Source organism: Ignatzschineria sp. F8392, assembly GCF_002252045.1.
Classification (GTDB): Bacteria; Pseudomonadota; Gammaproteobacteria; order Cardiobacteriales; family Wohlfahrtiimonadaceae; genus Ignatzschineria.
This window is the reverse complement of sequence record NZ_NEFF01000005.1, coordinates 165,899-186,592: the sequence shown is the minus strand read 5'-3', so window position 1 is coordinate 186,592 and position 20,694 is coordinate 165,899. Positions and strand designations below refer to the sequence as shown.

The window sequence follows — 20,694 nt, the reverse complement described above, 5'->3', positions numbered from 1 at the left end:
CTATCGATCTATTCATTACATGGTTTTTACGATGAGCAAGTAGAAAAGCAGCTGAATGGAGTACCCCATTTTGGCTGCTTTTTTTAATAGTATTCAAATAGTATTCAAATAGTATTAAAAATAGTGTTAATGCTATTAGCATAGGGTGTTGTACACCTAGTATTGGCGCATAATATTAAAAGTATGATAGAAAAGTAGAAAAAAAGAAGAAAAGAAAAAAAGAAGAAAAGAAAAAAAGAAAAAAAGAAGAAAAGAAGAGAAGAGAGAAGAATCGAGGAAGAAGGAATCAGTTATAAAGAGTAAGTTATCAAGGTCTTAAGGATATTTCAGAGAGAATTTAGAGAGATTTAAAAAAGTCTTAAAAGGAGATATGACGATGGAGCAGAAAAATCGTTTTTATAAAGGGCGTTTGGCATTACTGCCGCTTGCTGTAGGATTTACGCTTTGGGGAGTTTCAGTTGAGTTAGCCTCTTCTGCAATTGTTCCTGAGGGAGTTAAGTTGGCAGATCAACAGCGTCTAGTTCGCAATAATGGTACTGAGCCTCAATCATTGGATCCACACAAAATTGAAGGCGTTGCCGAGTCTCACCTATCTCGAGATCTCTTTGAAGGGCTTGTGATTATCAATGATGATGGGGAGATGGAACCTCGAGTGGCAAAGTCCTGGGAGAATGAGGACTTTATCGTTTGGCGTTTCAAGTTAAAACCAGATCTTAAGTGGTCTAATGGAGATCCTATTACGGCATCAGATTTTGAGTATTCATGGAAACGATTAGCAGATCCGGCAACGGGTTCCCCTTATGCCAGTTATCTGCAATATGCACACATTGAGAATATTGACGATGTTATTTTAGGAGAGAAGCCGGCAGATGATCTCGGTGTTAAAGCGCTAGATGATGAGACATTAGAGGTGAGATTATCAACTGCTGTCCCCTATTTTCCGCAACTTTTAGCACATACAGCGATGTCGCCTGTTCCTCAAAAAGTGATAGAAAAATATGGTGATCAATGGACCAATGTTGGACATTTTGTAGGAAATGGCGCGTATCAATTGGCGCAGTGGCAAGTAAATGAATTTATTAAACTAAAAAGGAATCAAGCATATTGGGATAATGATAATACGGTGATTGATGAGGTACTATTTTTACCGATTACCTCAGAAGTGACAGAAGCACAGCGTTATCGTGCCGGAGAGATCGATATTACCGCCAATATTCCTATCGACTTTTTTCAGAAGTTACAGGCAGAGATTCCAAATGAGATTAAGGTAAGTCCTTATCTTTGCACCTATTATTATGGGATTAATAATAGCCGGGAGCCTTTTACTGATATTAGAGTAAGGGAGGCGTTAAAGTTAGCGCTTGATCAAGAATTATTAACAAATCGGGTAAAAGCACAAGGTGATCTACCCGCTTATAGTTTTACCCCTCCTTATATTGCCGGCATTGAAGAATTGACGATTCCAGAATGGTTTAATCAGCCGATGGAAGAGCGTAGTGCGCGAGCAAAAGCGCTCTTAAAAGAGGCAGGCTATGATGAATCTAATCCCTTAAAAATTAAACTGCTCTATAACACCTCTGATCTTCACAAAAAGATGGGCGTTGCCGCAGCTTCACTTCTTAAGCAGAATGCGGGTGTAGAGATGACACTAGATAATCGAGAATGGAAGACTTATGCAGATAGTCGGCGAGCTGGAAATTATGATGTTGTCCGAGCTTCGTGGTGTGCTGATTACAATGAGCCATCGAGCTTTTTAAATATGATGATAGGGGATAGTAGCGTTAATACCGTTCATTATAAGAGCGATGAATTTGATCAGTTGATGAGGCAGACCTTAACAGCGAAAGATGATCAAGAGCGAGCTCATTTCTATCAAGTTGCAGAAGAGAAGTTAGATCAGGATTCTGTGATTATTCCAATCTTCTATTTTGCAAATCTTCGTTTAGTTAAGCCTCATGTTGGCGGATATACTGGGAAGAATCAGTTAGGATATTACTACACGAAGGACCTCTATATTATGGATCATGATGATAGTAATCAGATAGATGATCTCTCTTCTCACCGCTCTCGTAGTGAGAGTAAAGCGAAGTAATAGCGAGTTAACTGCGAGATAATTATGAAGAGATTCTCTATTGATTGAGAGGTTCAAGAGAATCCTCTTTTCTATTGATTGAGAGGTTCAAGAGAATCCTCTTCTTATATTGCTTTCGCGCCTTGAAAACTTTCATATCTAACCCTCTAAACCACTCTATTTTCCCAGTGATGCGAAATAGAAACTAAGTTTTAACTTATTGAGGCTGATCTATATAAGGCTATCCTAGCTCTTTAGATTAATAAGCCCATAAATTAAGTCAGTTAAATCAAATATCAGTGGGAATTTAAGAGCATTATGCAATTGCTTCAGTAATGAGTTGCGTAATGATAGAGGAAGAAGTTGTAAGGTGAAGATTATAATTACTGAGCTCTCCGACTCGGATATTAAGGCACAAAAGAAACAGACCCATAAGCATCAATATACAAGGTCTCAAAGAGGGATTTTAAGTAGATGTTTATTGGGTTTCTCTTCTTTGTTTACAAAGTTAAGATCCTTATGGCAGAAGCGTCCTATTTTAATTGAGCTATTAGGGGCTATTTTGCTCCTTTTTCTGATTGTTTTATTATCCCTTGTAATGCGTTATCTTTTGATTGTTCCGCTTAGATTGAGTCATCAAGAGTTGGAAAAAGATCTTAGAGCAACTCAATTAGAGATCAGAAGAGCAGATCAAGCTCTCGATCCACTCTATCGATGGCGAGATCTCCATCTTCTTCAGCAAAAGAGTAGCGTGATCTCATTGATTATGCTTTTAGCGCAAATAGAGCAACACTATTCACAAAAAATTTATCTCACTAATCTGTGGCAAGAGAAAAGGGAAGCTCCTTTAGTATTGCAAGGACGAGTTGTTTCCTTTGATTTAATGCGTGAGATCGAAGCGCTCTTTGTTCAAAATGGCTGGAAAATAACTACCCAAATGAGTGCTGATCAGGAGCCATTTCGATTATTTACACTCTCTTTAGAGCCTCATCTCTCTTTACGTGAAGTAGGTGGAGAATGAGGAGATCATTGTTAGAATTAGTTCAATTTTTTAAGCGAGATCTTCGGGAGTTTCACTGGCACGATTATTGCCGGCTCTCTTTTAAAAGTCGTTGGATACTGCTATCGGTTCTTTTGCTGTTATTAAGTTTTCTTCTTCTAAAATGGACCCCCTTAGGATTTGATTTTTCAGAGAGAAGAGAGCTGCAACAGTTAGAAGAGCGATATCAACGGCAACAATCACTATTAACCCTTGTAAGAGAGGAGCAGGAGGCATTACTAAAATCTCCTCAGCTCAAGGAAGTGAGAGCGATGATTCAGCAACAATTGACAAAATGGGGGTCGGTTGATGATTTTGCGGAGAGAGTTTATCGCTCTTTCATCGATAATGGATTAATCCTTTCACTATTTACTCCTATTTCTGATGCGTCTCATCGAGGAAGTCTTACTCTTAAGTTACGGTTATGTGGTGATACATCGCAACTTTTAAAGAGTCTCTATTCACTTTCGGAGCAGTATCCTAGATATCTTGTAGAGATTGAAAGTTGGACGAAGATGTCAAGTAATGCCCTTTGTGATACTGCGATAGAAGAGATGGCAGCGCAGATGCCAAGGAAGATGTTTAAGGTTCAGCTAAAATTTTATGATCTTTTTATACTTTTAGGGGGGGCCGAGCGCTCAATTTCCTCTCTATCTGATATCCCGGCAACAAAGGCTAGTGATATCTCCCAAGAGCTTATAACCCATCAATTATCGCTCAGTGATTGGCAAGCGTGGATTGCTCAAAATTTTATCTCAAAAAATTTATCTTCCGAGTCAGGATCATTTTGGCTCCCTTTCTCTTCTGTGAGATTGGATCACAATGATCATTACTCTGCAAGAGAAGGTATGCTCAAGAGGCATGAAGAGCCGTTATTTCATTGGCAGTTGGGAGAGGTATTTCAAGGAATTCGTTTTTTAGGAGTGATTAAGAGAGAGGCGTTATCGCTATCCTCCTTCGATCATCGTGGAAGAGCACTATTTTCCTATAATAATGGGAAGATAATAGCTGTTGATCTTTCTATTTTAGAGCGACAATCTGTAGAGATCGATTTTTATAGAGATCAGCTTCTGCTCTTTAATCGGGAGTTTATAGACTATCTTCAAGAAGAAGCCTTAAGAGAGTGACTGCTGGATAAGGCATAGGGGGGGTAGATGCTATTTGGAAGTAGAGTAGAAGCAGAGGGAAGTAGGGTAGTGATGCAGCTAGGATTAAAATTGGAGCAGATAAGATGTTTAGCAGAGAAACAGAAGGGTGTGACAGTAAGAAGATCAATTGTGATAGCTATTTTTCTCATACTATTATTGGGGATTATATTGCAACCTATCAGTTTCGGAAGTAATCAGATCGATAGCCTATCGAAGGAGGAGTCCTCTGATAATACGGACTCACTCCCTTCTGTTACCGTGACAAATGATTGGGTACCGGATGTGCAGAGTTCACAGAGCTTTCAAAATGGAGAGCCTCTCTACTCTTTCTCGCTAAATGGCGTCAGCCTCTCTTACTTTGTGAATCTATTGGCGAAAGAGTCAGGGAGAAATATTATTGTTGATCCCACTGTTGATCAGCACATTACACTCCATCTTAATCAGATGAGTTTTTCAGAGATATTAGAGCTTCTCCTTCTCTATACGGGGTTAAGTTCAATGGAGGTAAATGGTGTCATCATGATTGCAAGCCACAATACTTTTGCAAGAATGAATCAAGAAAAGATCACTACTGAGGTTGTCGCGCTCCATTATGCAGAGGCAAAGGAGATTGCTGAGATTTTGCGAGGAAAGGCATCAGGAGGATCAGGTGAGTTACGAGGAGGTGGTAATGAATCAACTTTCACTCTCGGTGTCGATCATCGTCTCAATCAGGTAGTGATAACCGCATCTGTATCTGAAATGAGGGAGTTGAAACGCCTTATTGATCAGTTAGATCAGCCTGCACAACAGGTGGAGATCTCCGCTTACATTGTGGCTGCTTTTGATGATTTTGCTAAAGAACTTGGGGTCAACTGGGGACTCAATTATCAACGGGGAGCTTATGAGCTTTCAGGAGCGATTCCTAATGAGCAAGCAGGTGCAGGTCACTTTGGAGGTCAATTAGGAAGTTTAACCTCATTAGGGGTCTCTCTTCCCGATTTTTCTATGGGCTATATGATTTTAGGCAAAGGGTTAAATTTAGGTCTAGAGATCTCGGCAATGCAATCAGAGGGGAGAGGTGAGATGCTCTCTAATCCTACGATTTTAACGACAAGCCGGCGAGCCGCCTATATCAAGCAAGGAACTGAAGTATCCTATTCAACAAGCTCTAATGAGGGGACAAATACAGAATTTAAAGATGCGGTTATGGAGCTTAATGTCGTCCCGCAAATCACCCCAAAGGGGAAGATTTTGATCGATATCTTAATCTCTAAAGATGAGATCTCAGGGTATGATCCAAAAGGGGAGCCTATTATTTCGAAAAAAGAGCTCAAAACGCAGGCATTAGTCAATCATGGTGAGACAATCGTTTTAGGCGGTATCTATGAGTATGATACCGCAACAACTGTTTCAGAAGTCCCTTTTTTGAGTCGACTTCCCTTTTTAGGGAGACTCTTTAAGCGAGAGGGAAATAAGCAGAAAAAGGCAGAGTTGTTAATATTTATTAGGCCAAGAATAGTTGATACACTGAGTCCTTAATCAAAGTGAAATCAAAGTGAAATCAAAGCGAAAATAGAAGTAGAGATTAAAGAGAAAATTAAAATAGAGTTTGGCAATAGATAAGAAGTTAGTAAGGGTTATTGTCAAGATAGATTCTGTAGGAGCGGGGAATTTGGTGAAGAGTAATACTGAGAATAGTACTGAGAGAAATATTGAGAGAAATATCTACTTAGTAGGGCCGATGGGGGCTGGTAAATCCACGGTAGGGCGTCTATTGGCGGAAGCATTAAATCTCACTTTTTTTGATAGTGATCACTACATTGAGGAGATAACAGGTGTTACGATACCTTACATCTTTGAGTTAGAAGGAGAATCAGGATTTAGAGAGCGAGAAAAACGAGCGATAGAGGCTTTAACGGCAAAAGAGGGGATTATTCTTTCCACAGGAGGCGGTGCTATTTTGGCAGAAGAGAATCGTCGACAACTATCTGATAATGGTATTGTTATCTATCTTAATGTTTCGCCGGAAGTGCAGTATGAACGAGTTCGGTTTGATAACCAGCGGCCTCTATTGCAGCAGGATGATCCGCAGGCCGTTCTTGAAGCACTCTACCTGATCCGTGATCCTCTCTATCGAGAGGTTGCGACATATACTGCTTTCTCAGACAATATCCCCCCGAAGGTGGTTGTTAGTGGTATCATAGAGAGTATTGTTCAAAATCGATCGCCTCTCCCGGAGTGGCTTATAGGAAGTGATAATAGATGAAGACTTTAACTGTAGATTTAGCCGATCGTTCATATGATATTGAGATTGATAAGAACCTATTAGCGACAAAGCGTTTTGTAGATGAGTTTCCCTATACTCAGCGGCTTGTTTTAACAAATAATACGATATACGCCCTCCACTCAGATCGAATTTTATCTCTAGTTGATGGTAATCGAGACCATGTGGTCATCATTGAGGATGGGGAGCAGTATAAGAATTTAACCTCTTTTGCTGAGGTTCATACCCGTCTTTTAGAGTTAGAATTTAATCGTAAAAGTCTTCTGATAGCCTTTGGTGGTGGTGTGATTGGTGATCTTGCCGGGTTTGTTGCAAGTACCTATCAAAGAGGTATCGATTTTGTTCAGATTCCTACAACACTTTTAGCGCAAGTCGATAGTTCAGTCGGCGGAAAGACTGCGGTCAATCATCCCTTGGGGAAGAATATGATTGGAACTTTCTATCAGCCTAAACGTGTTTTAATTGATCTCTCATTGCTCGAGACATTGCCACAGCGTGAATATATTAGTGGTCTTGCAGAGGTCTTAAAATATGGATTTATTCAAGATGCCCCATTTTTAGAGTGGATGCGACTCAATTATGAAGCGATTTTAGCAAAAGATCCCGAAGTGATTTCAGAGATGATCTATCACTCATGTGCTTGTAAGAAGAGTATTGTTGATCAAGATGAACGAGAATCAGGTATTCGAGCGACACTTAACCTTGGTCATACTTTTGGGCATGCGATTGAGAAATTGATGAAGTATCAAGGAATCCTCCATGGAGAAGCTGTTGCAATTGGTATTAATATGGCCGGCTATCTCTCATGTCGAATGGGATACATTAGTAAAAAAGATCAGCTCTATATCACCTCTCTGCTCGATCTTTTTGGACTGCCTTGTATTGCTCCTGAAGCATTCTCTATTCCTGCATTCTTAAATGCGATGCGATTAGATAAGAAGAATGTGACACAAAAGATTCGTTTTGTACTTTTAGAGACGATAGGCAAGGCAATCATAACGGATGAGGTTCCTGAAGAGTTTATTATCGAAGCAATTGAATTTGGAACACCTTAGATGCACAGAGATGAGCTTATGCATAAATTACCTTGGTTATCCTTAGGGCCTATCGAAGAGGTGATGCGACGGGTAGAGCAACATATTAGTATGGGGCTCGGGGATTTCTACTCTATCTATGGCCCTTCAGGGTGTGGTAAATCTCGCTTTATGATGGAGCTGAGCCGTAGATTAAATGAGTATGGGCACATTGTTGCGCGTGAAGTGATTGCCGGCAAGGGTTCTATTTTTACCAAGATAGCCACTCTTTTAGAGTGTGAGGCGAATGAAGAGGCGATTATTACACGTCTTAAGGAGATTCCGCCAACAGGTTTAAAGATGGTGCTGCTAGTGGATGATGCAGATCAGCTCACTACTGAGGAGCTCTCTTTTATCTATCGTACAAAAGAGGCGATCAATAAGAGAGGACTTCGAAGAGGGCAAGAAGAGATCCATGTGGTCGTAGTTCTCTTTATGGATCTTAATAACCAAGATATCTACTCAAAGGAGCTTCTACTTCACTCTAAGAGTTTTACAATTGGTCCGATTAATCACATGCAGATCAAGGAGCTCGTTTGGCATATCTATAAGCATCATGGCAAGACAGCAGATTGCTCCTCTCGGGATCTCAATCGTTTACATGCATTCTCATATGGTTATCCCGGTCGGATTGTTCGTCTTGTGACCGCAGAATTGCAGCCGGCATTTACCCTCAATAAAGCATTAGTCTCTTGGATTCTACTCCTCTTTATCATCGTTGTCGGCATGATCTATGCTGCGTTTAATTATGAGAAGAGTTTAGAACTTCTTGGATTTGGTGGTGATAATCCCGTAGAGGAGGCTCAACTCTATCCTGAGATGTTGATCCCTTCAAAAATGGCAAAGCCTTACTTTGAGGGGGTTAAGAAGATGATTGTAGAAGCTGAAAAAAGAGTGATAGCTGCTCCCTTAGGGATAGTGATTATTCAAGGAGAGCCTTCTTCTACCGATGAGTAGAAGTTAAGAGAGAGAATACAAACAGCACAAACAATAATATCGAATCTATTTTTTTAGGCTATTTTTAGGCTATTTTTAGGAGTTTTATGGTACTACTACGTTTACAAGATGTCTCTTTAGCTTATGGGGCAAGACCGCTTCTAAAGGATGTGACATTTGCTATTTCAAAGGGTGAGAGAGTCTGTTTAGTAGGCCGTAATGGAGAGGGGAAATCCTCACTCTTGAAGGTTGTTTCGCAAGAGATTATGCCAGATGGTGGCGAGGTCGTTTTTAGTGATGATCTGAAGATTGCAAAATTAGATCAAGAGATTCCCACTGATTTAGAGCAGAGTGTCTATGAGGTTGTGACAAGTGGTTTAAGCCAGGTAGGTGAGAAGCTACAGCAGTATCACTCAATGATTGATGCTGGCGATAATGTTGATTTAGCAAAATTAGGTGATCTTCAGAGTGAGCTTGATCGTTTAAATGCTTGGACTCTCGATTCAAGAGTGGCAGAAATCTTAACAAGATTGGAACTCGATGGTCAAAAACGGATGAATGAGCTCTCTGGCGGTTGGATTCGTCGGGTTCTATTAGCTCGAGTTTTAGTGAGTGACCCTGATCTTATCTTGTTAGATGAGCCGACAAACCATCTCGATATTGAGATGATTGAGTGGTTAGAGAAGACATTGATCGATCTCTACCGTGGTGCGCTTCTCTTTGTTTCTCATGATCGCCAGTTTTTAGATAATGTTGCCACTAAAATTATTGAGTTAGATCGTGGAAATTTAACAGAGTATCCCGGATCATTCTCTGATTATCAGCGGTTTAAAGAGATCGAACTTCATAATGAGGCGCAAGAAAATGCACTCTTTGATAAACGGTTAGCAGAAGAAGAGGTCTGGATTCGACAAGGCATCAAAGCAAGAAGAACCCGAAATGAGGGGCGCGTTCGAGCCTTAAAAGCGATGCGTCAAGAGCGAAAAGAACGTTTAGAGCGTCAGGGGAAAGCTGTTTTACATCATGAAGAGGCACAAAAATCGGGTAAGCGGGTGCTCTATGCCGATGATATCTCCTATTCAGTTGCAGGTAAAAACTTGATTAAAGACTTTACTTTCACCTTGATGCGTGGCGATAAGGTGGGGATTATCGGTCCTAATGGGGTTGGGAAATCTACTTTAGTGAAGTTATTAATGGGGGATTTAGAGCCCGATAGTGGTCATATTGAGCGGGGAACGCAGTTAGAAATTGCTTATTTTGATCAGCTTCGAACAAAACTCGATCTTAATGCAACCGTTAGTGATAATGTTGCAGATGGAAGTGACTTTATCGACATTAAGGGTAAAAAACGACATGTTATCAGTTGGTTACAAGATTTTATGTTTACCCCTGAAAGGGCCAGAAGTCCTGTAAACTCACTCTCTGGGGGTGAGCGAAATCGTCTACTTTTAGCAAAGCTCTTTACAAAACCCTTTAACTTTTTAGTTATGGATGAACCAACGAATGATCTCGATATTGAAACCTTAGAGCTATTAGAGGAACTGGTTGCTAATTATGAGGGGACTCTACTGTTAATCTCTCATGATCGTGCTTTTCTAGATAGTGTCGTCACCTCTGTTTTAGTCTTTGAAGGTGAGGGAAAGATCGGGGAATATATCGGTGGCTATAGCGATTGGCAAGAGCGTTTAGCTGTAAAGAATGCAGAAATGCAGGCAGCTGAGCGTAAGAGAGAGAAGAGCGCGACGAAAGAATCCCAAGCTGATGATAAGAAAGTATCTTCTAATTTAGGTAAGAAGCGTGAAGAGAATGAGAATAAGCCGAGAAAGCTAACATTTAAAGAGACTCATGAGTTAGCACAACTTCCTGAGCTTATTGCGCAATTAGAGAGCGATATTGAAGCTTTAGAGGCGATGGTGCAATCGGCACAATTTTATCAGGAGAGCCATCTTTATCAGACGGATAAGTTAACAGAGCTTGCTGAGAAGAGTGCATTATTAGAAGAGAAGTACGAACGTTGGTTAGAACTTGAAAACATTCAATAGAAATTTTGAGAAAAAAGGGTATGATTTATAACGACTCTTTTAGGAGAATAGTGAAGATGAAAATGATAAAACCTCTCGTTATATTGGGTGTAAGCCTCCTCTTTGTTGGTTGCTCAATGCATCGCGTTGATGTTGTTCAAGGTAATTATATTGAAGAGACGCGTATAGAGAATTTAAAGCCGGGAATGAGTAAGCATGAGGTACAGATGTTATTAGGGACGCCACTGGTAACGGATGTTTATGAGCCTGATGTTTGGTACTATGTTTTTCAACATTCCACATCAAGTGGTGAAGTGAAAAAAGCACGTACTGTTAAAGTTCACTTCGATCAGCAAGGTCGTTATCTCTATTTAGAGGGAGATAATGAGTCACAATTAGTAGATGATGCTGAATAGTCAGAAGATGAGTGTAAAAGAGAGATAGAGTCACTCGCCGGTGTAGATAAGATTTATCCTATGGGGTAAATCTTATTTTATATGATGGCTATCTAATCAATGATTATTGAAGGGAGTTACTTGATGAGTCAATATGAAATTTTATTAGCGTCTCGCTCACCAAGACGGCAAGAGCTGTTACAACAATTGCAAATTCAATATCAAACAGTGGATGTTGAGGTTGATGAGCGTGTAAAGGGAGCTATTATGCCGGAGTTTTATGTTAAAAGTATGGCAGAAGCTAAGGCACTGGCGGCACTTTCAAAATATCGGGATCAGATTAATCATCAAAGACTTCTTTTAACGGCTGATACGGCGATTAGTTACGGTGGTAAGATCATTGGTAAGCCGGAGAGTGAAGCTCATTTTTTTGATATCATGCGCACTCTTTCTAATAAGCATCATACTGTTTTTACGGCAATTACTTTAGTGGGAGCAGGTTGCAAAATTGATGCAGAAGGGTCTCGAACTCAAGAGAAATTTGTGACAATGTTAAGTGAAAGTCGCGTGAAATTCTCTATCTTGCCGGAAGACTTTATTCATCATTATTGGCAAAGTGGTGAGCCGCAAGATAAAGCTGGTGGTTATGCAATTCAAGGGGTAATGGCGGGGTATATTGAGTCGATCGAGGGAAGTTATTCCGGCATTATGGGATTACCGCTATTTGAACTTCGAAAAGCATTAGAAGAGTTTGGTTGTTATCTGATGGATGCTTAATCGTGCATCGATCTAGTATCGATCTGTAGTGTAGGTCTGGCGAAAACCTGACCTCAGTCTCTGTTGGAGTTGTAGGAAGTGAGTTATTAGTAGAGTGTTATCAAGAAGATACTGATAATAAATTTTGCATTAGCACTGTTATAGAGAGTATTTTAAGAATTAATATCGACATTAATATCGGTTTGAAAGATGAATTCAGTTAAGAGAGAAGAAGAGAAGAGAGCGGTGACTCAGAAGCAAGAGGCGGAATTATCACCTACAGATGTTCAGGTGCAGGGTAAGGGGAAAGAGGAGGGTTCTCCACAAGCGGAGAAGTCGGGCCTCTATAATGATGTTGCAGTTGAGGCTTCTCATGCCGAGTTGTTAGGTGAGCCATTAGAATTTACTGTTAAAGAGTATGATGAAGCACCATCAGATGTTAATGAGAACGTTGAGTCGAATAATAAGTTAACGCATCTCAAAGCCCCTTCATTTGTTGCTGATCGCTCTACTCCAGAGCTCTTTGATGCCACTTTAGAGAGTAGTGTGTCTTCAGAGATGAACTCTGAAAATAGAAGCGCTTATTTAGGAGATGGACGATTAGAGCCCGTGATTTCTGATCAGAGTGATGCAAAGGTAGAATCTTTCAGTGCGATCGACTCTATCGTGGCAGAAAATATTGAGGAGATCGAGGAGAGAGCGGCACAGATAGAAAGTGATGAATCGATTAATAGGGATGAAGATGTCAATGTTAATCCTCCAAAAAAACGACGCGGGAGTCAATTAGGTATGGGATGGTTTCAAGGATTTAGTCTATTTATATTTGGCTTGCTCTTCGTAGGGTTAGCTGCGTTTGCCTACTTTATGTTTGGAGAGGAGTCTCTCTATAGTGGAAAAGAGGTGAAATATGTGGCAGTTCCTAATGAGGAATCGGGGGCAATGGCGGCGTTAAATCCAGCTATTCCGGAAGAGGAGCGGCAGCGTTATATCTATGTTCCTAAAGAGCCTCGTGAAGTCGTTGAAGTAGCAGAGGTTGAAGTGCCAGCATTAGAGGGTACAGAAGCACAGAAGTTTACCCAGGTGGAGATTGTAAGTCACAATGATGCAACGGGTGATGATGAGATATCTGTTGAGACGATGGTTGAAGAATCATCCGCTTTAACGCTTCTATCTCTCGATGATTCGGTAGGAGATCTCTCACAAGAAGATCAATCTTTAATCGATAGTTATCTTCTTCAGGCTGATATCGCCTATACACAGGGAAATTATGTGGGGGTCGACCAAAACGATGCTTACTACTATTATCAAGAGATCTTAAAATTAGATCCAGAAAATAGTGCTGCGCAACAGGGTTTACTCAATATTGCCGATATCTACTATCGGAGTGCTTATGATGCTTATAATTATGGACAGTTAGATATTGCAGAGCAGTATGTCGCAATAGGTTTAGTTGTTCAGCCTAATCATAGTGCGCTTTATCAGCTTAAATCGATCATTGATCAGAAGCGAGCAGAATCGCAATTTGATATCCCCGCTTTTAATCAAGGTGTACAAGGCTTTCAGTTTGAATAGAGAGAGAAACGCTTAGAATTATTATAAGTTATGACTATTCAAGTTATGACAATTCAACTTAAGTGAATGCATAGAATTGAATAGATAAGCAGAGATAAAAAAGTATAGAACAGAGCATAGAAAAAGGCCCTAGAGATTTTAGATCTTTAGGGCCTTCTACTTAAGAGCGATCTACCATTACTCACCCTTTTCGATTTCACTCTCTTCGGTTGAGATTAAAGCATCTACAAACTCATTTGAGTTGAACGGGCGAAGATCATCGATTGTTTCGCCGACACCAATAAAGCGAATGGGAATCTCAAGCTCTTCCGCAATTGCAAAGAGGATTCCCCCTTTCGCTGTTCCATCGAGTTTGGTAAATGTCATGCCGGTAATCGGTACAGTCTCATTAAATTGGCGTGCTTGATTAAGCGCATTTTGACCCGTAGAGGCATCAACCACTAACATTACCTCGTGAGGAGCGCTATCATCATGTCGTTTAATCACTCGATTAATTTTGGCAAGCTCCTGCATTAAGCCTGAGTCCGTATGGAGTCTGCCGGCAGTATCGGCAATTAAGATATCAATTTTCCGCGCTTTTGCTGATTCCATCGCATCAAAGATAACAGAAGCCGGATCAGCGCCCTCTTTTTGTGAGATGACAGGGATCTTATTTCTTTCACCCCAAACTTGTAATTGTTCTACAGCAGCAGCTCTAAAGGTATCGCCGGCTGCTAACATTACAGAGCGACCTTCTGCTTGGAATTTTTTCGCTAATTTACCAATAGTTGTCGTCTTACCCACGCCATTTACACCAATCATCAAGATCACATAAGGTGTATGCTCTTTATCGATCACTAATGGTTTTGATACGGGCTCTAAAATCTCCTTCATCTCTACCTTTAATGCCGCAAAGAGTTCATCCACATTAGAGAGTGATTTACGGGAAACAGAGTCGCGGATTGAGGTGAGAAGTTGCTCAGTAACATTGATGCCCACATCGGCCATTAAAAGGCGCGTTTCTAGCTCTTCTAAGATCTCTTCATTAATCTCTTTTTTACCAAGGAAAAGATCTGCAATTCCTTCAGTAATATTATTACGCGTCTTACTTAAGCGACTTGTTAGGCGGGCAAAGAATCCTTTCTTCTGTTTTGGCTTCTCTTGAGTGACCTCGACATATTCTTCAGCTTGCTCATTAATCTGTCCATTAGCAATCTGCTTATCGGCTTCTTCGTCGATAGAAGTTGATTGTGAGTCGCTGATTGTCGGTTGCTTAACTTCAATCTTTTCAACTTCAGTTTCTTCAATTTCAGTAACTACTTCAGTCGCTTCCTCTTTGGAGTCCTCAATAGGGGAGGGATCAAGCGGCATCTCACTCTCTGTAACATGCTCTTCTGAGACTTTCTCATCTTGAAGATGACTCTGTTCATTAGATGCTTCAAGAATTGCCTCTTTGGCATCAGAGGCAATCTCTTCTAAAAACTGATGTTGTGCCGGTAATTCTTCTGCAGAATCGGATTGACTCTGAGGTTTAACATTCTCTTTAATCTCATCTGCAATATCGTGAGCAATCTCCTCAACAATATGCTCTACAATGGAAAGAGGGGAACTCTCTTTTTGAGAGGGGATCTCTTTATCATCTTCAGCAGGGGATTTAACTGCTTGAACGGAAGATTTTTCCTCAAGCGGAGTCTCTTGAGAGACAGCCTTATCCTCTTTTTTGCCACCAAATAATCTACTAAACCAACCTTTTTTCTTTTCAGCCATAATCTCTACTTCTTATTCTTTATTCTGTTTTAGAATTTATAAATAGGGGGTTAAATTTTAAGGGTTATTCTATCAGTTAATCACTGAGTTTGCTCTTTTCTCTACTTGTGGTATTATTCTAGATCTTAATTAGGCTCTGTTAGCAAATTGCGGTATAGAGATAGGTTTGACTAATTATTAGCTAATCAAGAAATAAGGCTTGTCAAACTCTAAAATATATTGCATTATATGCATCTTGCTTCAGGCGTATAGCTCAGTTGGTTAGAGCGCCACCTTGACATGGTGGAGGTCGTTGGTTCGAATCCAATTACGCCTACCAAATTTATAAGGGCCTTTAGCTCAGTTGGTTAGAGCTCTCGACTCATAATCGAGCGGTCGCTGGTTCGAGCCCAGCAAGGCCCACCAACTAAAGAGTAAGGCAGTAATTATAAGTTATAAAGCCCAACAAATTACATCTGTTGGGCTTTTTTGTGAGTAACAGTCAAAAGATGCATGCATATTGCACGAGTAAAATCTTGATGATTCATCATTTTGAAAAAATAATTATTAGAGAAGTTATCATTAATTAGTCATTAGGGAATACCTTTACCATGCATTTTATTAATGGTTTTGGTGGGGCAGAATAATAGAGTTATCGTTATCAATAATAATGGTTGTCAGTTAGTTGACTATTGAATTATGAATCGAGTGCTTTAAGTCGTTATCAACTATTAAAATAAATGTGGCACTTCTATTGCGGATATTTAAATATGAAAAAAATTTTTTTCAATCAAAAAATTAAAGACCTTTTTAGAAAGGTAGGCCTGTTGCTTGGGTTATTGCTTTTAGTTTCTACTCCTGCATTTTCGGCTTGTAAAATTACCAGTCTTCGTACAAATATGTTTGGGCAATCATCTCACTTGCCAAATTCTATGGATAATGTTATCAGTTTTGATCAAAATGCACTTCCTATTAGTTTTACTCTTGAGGCAACGGCTTATTGCAGTAAAGTCGCAACTATCACTTTTTTCCCTATGGATAGCGCTACGGGGTATAATGCTACTTTTACGCAATTGACGGAAACTATTCTCCGGGATTTAAAGCCCTCACGTGTTGAAGGAACGATCACAACAACAATCACCCCGCTTCGTGAAAATAAAACGGTTCAGTCAGTTTCAAATTTCTTTACAAGGCATACAAGCCATGCAGGTAGTACAACTTTTTATGGTGATCAGAGTTTTCGTATTCAAGCTCATATACCTGCATTAATGCTCTATTCGGCTATTTCAGGTAATGGAAAAGAGTATGAAACGGGGGGGATTATTTTTTCTTTGAGTGATGAAGATAGCATAGCTAATTCGATAAGATTAACCGTCACTCTTCTGTTACAGTCTATGCGAGAGAACGTTTGTTTACGGGGCGCTTTTAAAGCTACTGTTGATAGACCTGCGGTAAATTTTGGTAGCATTAGTAAAAGTGAGGTGGAGGCCGGTAAGATTTATCGAGAACCATTTGCTATTAATGTTGTAAAAACGAATAACAATTGTAAAGCGCCTATAATGCCTAGAGTTGTATTTAATTCAGGCACTCTCTATAGCGATACGATGGTGGATTTACAAAATGGATTAGTTTTAAAACTGAAAGATGAAAAGAATCGAGAAGTTAAATTTGGGCAAGCAAGTGGAGACGGCACTATATCAGGTTATAATAGTCAGCCTCTAAACATGAAGTTTAATGCAGAAATTCAACAATCTCCAAGTAAAGGTCCTATAAAGTCTGGTGATTTTTCTAGCGTTATTATTTATACGATGGAATATTATTAACTAAGAGTTTTGTGTGGTAGGTCTTGATTTTGAACGCCCCAAAGGTTATGAAAGCTTTTGGGGTGTTTTTTATGGACGAGATATGCATGCAACTCAATTATTTTTTAGTATCTTTAATGGTTAAATTTCAATGGCTAAATTTAAGTGGATAACAACCTACCGATAATCATTATATGTTCCTATCCCAAAGTCATAATATTTTTCAATAAGTTGAAATATCATTGCTCCCTCTTTAAGAGGAATTGTATGAGGTTTGAGTAGGGCGCCATATTGATCGAGCGTTTGTAGGTATTCATCGAGCATCTCTTTCGATTCTTGATCTGCGAGAAATAGTAGTAGCGAGTGTTCTGCTTTCTGGTATTTGGCTACATCTTTCATTTCGCTAGGATAATCAATAAGGGAGATTTGGTAGGGTATTTTAATCTCTTGTTCTTCTGAAAACTCCTCTATTGTAATCGTGTGATCTAAATAGCTTGCTCGATGCTCTTGATTGAGGTTTTGAAATTGCTCGTTAAGAAGAGTTGTAATCATTTCTGTTAGCTGTTCGGTTGAGCGACTGCTCTCAGTGAATCTCTCAGTTAATTTATCAGCCATCATTTTACTGCGAATAAGATAAGAGAGAAGCGGCTGAAAAGAGGTGTTTTGCATAATATCCTTGTTGGTTGATAAAAAGGAGTGCTTTCCTCGACACTCCCTTGAGTGAGTAGTGTTATGAAGTTATCGATTTTTCTAGAGGTTGTTTATAAGCAAAAGCTTGCTGAAGCGTATTAATCTCGCGCTGAATACTATCAAAGCCCTCAATTTTTGGAATTGGCTTAATCTCTTCTACTTCTGAGTATTGAGCAGCATTTGCTAGCGTCTCAAAGAGAAAGAGGAGCGAGGCTAAATCTTGCTCCTTAAGTATTGGGCGTGATGATCTCTCTGTGGCGCGCTCAAGAAGAAAGGCTAACTTTTCCATCGAGTAGATAATAGGCCAGTAGTACTCGAGTAATTCTCTCTTTTTGGGAATCTCTCCGATAGCAGCATTATAGAGTGCCATAAGATTATTTAAGTTAGTTTTCATCTTTATTAGTCGAGCTTGAATCTGCTTTTCGGTACTCGCTTTCTCTCGAGAGAAGAGTAGAAGAATCATCTGAGATTGATTGCGTAATGTGCGCATTAAAATTCGTGGGATACGTACTGAAGCAGATCGTTTACCCATTAGAAGAACACCGATAATACCGATTGCACTTCCGATAACGACATCGATCATTCTTGCGCTAGAGAAGTGGAAGAATGAAAATTCTCCGCCGGTGATTGTTTCGGCTAAGAGAAGGGCATTGGGGGTAATAAAGATTACTGCCAAACCGTAGTTACGGATAATGAAAAGCTCGATTGTCGCTGTAAAGAAGAGGATAAAGAGTGCGATGGGATAGCCAGAAGGTTTAAAGTAGAGAATTGAGCTGGCAATGATAATTCCGATAAAAGTACCAATTGAGCGTTGAATGGCGCGATGTAGTGTTGCGATCATCGATTCGCCAGACATTACAGCAACACAGGAGAGTGGTATCCAGTAAGAGCGAGTAAAGTCGAAGCTATAGGCGATAAGAGCAGCCATTGTAGTGATAACACTAAAACGGATAGCCGTTAAAAAGACAAGCGAGTTACGATCGAAGGCATTCACTAGGAGATCTTTAACAGATGTTTTGCTCTCTAATGTAACGGGTTCCAATTCTGCAAGAGGTGCATGTAAGGCTTGCTCCATTTTTTTGAGCTGTTGCGTAATAATCGCCATTGATGGAGAGAGTGCTGGCAATTTCGGGGTATCGATATCTGCGGTAGTACTACTATTATTCTTTTTAGAGTGATTATGGAGAAGGATATCCCTATTTTTTCTATTGAGAAATTGATGATCAATATCAGATTCGATTTTTTGTAAGGAACGTTGCAGATAGAGCGCTAGTTCGGGGTCAATAGCTGTATTATCATCGGAGCAATTATTGAGGATTGTTAAAAAGTACTCATTTCCTTCAATGGCAAGATGCAGGAGGCGACGATATGTTTCGGAGGGTTGCCAAGGGAGTTCACCGGCAATTAAGGTGTCAAAGCTCTCTTTAAATACGCCCATCGTCTTATATTTTTCTTCTTGAAATTGAGTAGCCCCAATACTTTCGCTAAGCATTATTAATTGTTGATATGCTCTACGAATAGCTCTAATTTCGGGGCGATGAGGATTGAGAAGAAAACCGCTCATAGCGATAATCCAAGAGAGAAGCGCTCCTAAAGAGACCAGTCCTGCACGTGTTAAATCGCCGGCAAAATCTGTTTCTGACATATCCGCCGTCAGGGCAAAGATGAGGACAAAAAAGATGGCAGAAGGACCAATAAAGCGCAATGCATTGAAGATAAAGAGGCTAACGCCGGCTATAAGACCCATGACGATAGCCACGGCAAGAGGGTAGGGTGATAGCAGAGATCCTAGAAAAGAGCAGGTAACAATGGTAAGGGCAACAAAGAGGAGACGCTTTGAGAGCTGTGCATAAGGAATAGGAAAAGCATAAAGATAGGTAAACCCACCTAGCCCGGCAATCAGTCCATATTGCAATTGATCTAACCAGATTCCAATTAAGATCGGAAGAGTCATCGCAACTCCTGCCCCAATAGCTCGCTCCCATGGCCAGGGGCGATTGTTTACGGCGATAGCTTCTTTAAGAAAGTTTGTTACTTTTTTTATCATATGCTCTTAAAATTTTTAAAGTTTTTTAAAGTTAAAGCGATCAAGGAAGGTCGATATGTTTGTTGATAGATCTTTTTAGATGCTTTTAGAGGACTCATTATACTTTAAAGAGGGGAGTTGAGCGGTAAAGTATTGTGGTTTTAAGGTAGATCACATCTACTATGGGGAATAAAGTAGGGCAGTTTTTCTCGATTTAGGCTACAATATTGCACAAATTTTTTTGATCTCTCTTTCCTATTACTCTCCGATATTAATATATTTTCTCATCCATTTTTTGATGGGGTATATTGATCAATTATGTGATCAATGATGATGACTGAATGGTTTAATCTGAATGGACTAATCACCTGTTTTGATCAATGAGATTGGCGAATATTAGATCGATGATTCCAAGTTGATAAGACCGGTGTTGGATGATGGCTGATAGCTAATCAGTTTTTAGATATTGTGATATTGCCATTGTCAGGGGATGGAATTTTAGTGAGAGGGGATTATTTAATCTATTCACCGCTGGTGCTCTGTTAGAAACAAAAGGTATTTATGAAACTGCTTCACGAAAGAATTATCCAAGATGGTTTGGCATTTGATGATGGAACCTTGAAGGTTGATAGCTTTATTAACCATCAAATGGATCCAATCTTGATGAAATCAATTGCGGTAGAGTTTGTTCGCCGTTTTGCAACGCTTCCGATTAATAAGATTATTACGATTGAGGCAAGCGGTATTGCACCAGCGATTATGTTAGGCTATCTACTTGAGCTTCCTGTTGTATTTGTGAAGAAGAAAACTCCAAAAACAATGGAGAAGATGTATCTCTCGACAGTCTACTCTTTTACCAAGGATCGCACCTACAATGTTTGTGTGAGCGAAGAGTATCTCTCTAAAGAGGATAATGTTCTCTTCATCGATGACTTCTTGGCAAATGGTAATGCGGCATTGGGCGTTAAATCATTAATTGATCAAGCTGGAGCAACGCTTTCTGGTATGGGCTTTATTATTGAGAAGAGCTTCCAAGAAGGACGTGCAAGGTTAGAAAAAGAGGGGATTAATGTTCAATCTCTCGCGCGTGTTGCTTCTCTTGCCGGTGGACAGGTTTCATTTATTGAAGAGTAGTTTCTATGCGTCATTTGAAGCGTCATTTGAAACATCATTT

15 protein-coding genes, 2 tRNA genes and 1 pseudogene are annotated in these 20,694 nt (G+C 39.9%); 15 read left to right on the top strand and 3 right to left on the bottom strand.

The annotated features are described in order from the left end of the window. Nucleotides 1-376 precede the first annotated feature (376 nt). From B9T19_RS08915 to B9T19_RS08865, 11 genes and pseudogenes are all read left to right on the top strand, one after another. A pseudogene (locus B9T19_RS08915) lies at nt 377-2,026 on the top strand (ABC transporter substrate-binding protein); the annotation flags it as partial. Between the two features lie 415 nt (nt 2,027-2,441). Beyond that, nucleotides 2,442-3,092 (top strand): hypothetical protein, encoded by a 651-nt coding sequence (locus B9T19_RS08910; RefSeq protein WP_094568272.1) that lies wholly within the window; start codon nt 2,442-2,444, stop codon nt 3,090-3,092. Nucleotides 3,093-3,100: 8 nt separating this feature from the next. Then, on the top strand, nt 3,101-4,237 hold the full coding sequence (locus tag B9T19_RS08905) for a hypothetical protein (RefSeq protein WP_143436875.1): 1,137 nt from the start codon (nt 3,101-3,103) through the stop codon (nt 4,235-4,237). Nucleotides 4,238-4,264: 27 nt separating this feature from the next. Then, nucleotides 4,265-5,779, top strand: a complete 1,515-nt coding sequence (pilQ, locus tag B9T19_RS08900) for a type IV pilus secretin PilQ (protein ID WP_094568270.1) — start codon at nt 4,265-4,267, stop codon at nt 5,777-5,779. A 136-nt stretch (nt 5,780-5,915) separates the two neighbouring features. Continuing rightward, nucleotides 5,916-6,506, top strand: coding sequence for a shikimate kinase AroK (aroK, locus tag B9T19_RS08895; protein ID WP_255406362.1), 591 nt, complete (start codon nt 5,916-5,918; stop codon nt 6,504-6,506). Beyond that, the gene (gene aroB, locus B9T19_RS08890; protein WP_094568269.1) at nt 6,503-7,579 is read left to right on the top strand and encodes a 3-dehydroquinate synthase; all 1,077 of its coding nucleotides are present in this window, start codon (nt 6,503-6,505) and stop codon (nt 7,577-7,579) included. Before aroK ends, aroB begins: the two co-directional genes overlap by 4 nt. A gap of 18 nt (nt 7,580-7,597) precedes the next feature. Continuing rightward, complete coding sequence (locus B9T19_RS08885; RefSeq protein ID WP_143436874.1) at nt 7,598-8,554, top strand: hypothetical protein; 957 nt, start codon at nt 7,598-7,600, stop codon at nt 8,552-8,554. An 86-nt stretch (nt 8,555-8,640) separates the two neighbouring features. Beyond that, nucleotides 8,641-10,575, top strand: a complete 1,935-nt coding sequence (locus tag B9T19_RS08880) for an ATP-binding cassette domain-containing protein (protein ID WP_094568267.1) — start codon at nt 8,641-8,643, stop codon at nt 10,573-10,575. 56 nt (nt 10,576-10,631) lie between these two features. Then, a complete protein-coding gene (locus B9T19_RS08875) occupies nt 10,632-10,970 on the top strand; it encodes an outer membrane protein assembly factor BamE (RefSeq protein ID WP_158214389.1) in 339 nt (112 codons plus the stop codon). A gap of 123 nt (nt 10,971-11,093) precedes the next feature. Beyond that, on the top strand, nt 11,094-11,726 hold the full coding sequence (locus B9T19_RS08870) for a nucleoside triphosphate pyrophosphatase (protein ID WP_094568265.1): 633 nt from the start codon (nt 11,094-11,096) through the stop codon (nt 11,724-11,726). 189 nt (nt 11,727-11,915) lie between these two features. Next, entirely contained in the window at nt 11,916-13,277 is a 1,362-nt protein-coding gene (locus B9T19_RS08865; RefSeq protein ID WP_094568264.1) for a hypothetical protein, read from the top strand. A gap of 177 nt (nt 13,278-13,454) precedes the next feature. Here B9T19_RS08865 and ftsY read toward each other — a convergent pair whose 3' ends face one another. Next, complete coding sequence (ftsY, locus tag B9T19_RS08860) at nt 13,455-15,023, bottom strand: signal recognition particle-docking protein FtsY (protein WP_094568263.1); 1,569 nt, start codon at nt 15,021-15,023, stop codon at nt 13,455-13,457. A gap of 242 nt (nt 15,024-15,265) precedes the next feature. Between ftsY and B9T19_RS08855 the strand changes: the two genes are divergently transcribed. From B9T19_RS08855 to B9T19_RS08845, 3 genes are all read left to right on the top strand, one after another. Then, nucleotides 15,266-15,342 (top strand) — tRNA-Val (locus B9T19_RS08855). A gap of 9 nt (nt 15,343-15,351) precedes the next feature. Beyond that, a tRNA-Ile gene (locus B9T19_RS08850) sits at nt 15,352-15,428 on the top strand. Nucleotides 15,429-15,772: 344 nt separating this feature from the next. Next, entirely contained in the window at nt 15,773-16,825 is a 1,053-nt protein-coding gene (locus tag B9T19_RS08845) for a fimbrial protein (RefSeq protein ID WP_094568262.1), read from the top strand. A gap of 156 nt (nt 16,826-16,981) precedes the next feature. Here B9T19_RS08845 and B9T19_RS08840 read toward each other — a convergent pair whose 3' ends face one another. Continuing rightward, nucleotides 16,982-17,473: a hypothetical protein gene (locus B9T19_RS08840; protein WP_094568261.1), complete on the bottom strand. Its 492-nt coding sequence runs from the start codon at nt 17,471-17,473 to the stop codon at nt 16,982-16,984. A 61-nt stretch (nt 17,474-17,534) separates the two neighbouring features. Next, complete coding sequence (locus tag B9T19_RS08835) at nt 17,535-19,541, bottom strand: FUSC family protein (protein ID WP_094568260.1); 2,007 nt, start codon at nt 19,539-19,541, stop codon at nt 17,535-17,537. Between the two features lie 540 nt (nt 19,542-20,081). Between B9T19_RS08835 and xpt the strand changes: the two genes are divergently transcribed. Continuing rightward, complete coding sequence (gene xpt / locus B9T19_RS08830; RefSeq protein ID WP_094568259.1) at nt 20,082-20,654, top strand: xanthine phosphoribosyltransferase; 573 nt, start codon at nt 20,082-20,084, stop codon at nt 20,652-20,654. Nucleotides 20,655-20,694 lie beyond the last annotated feature (40 nt).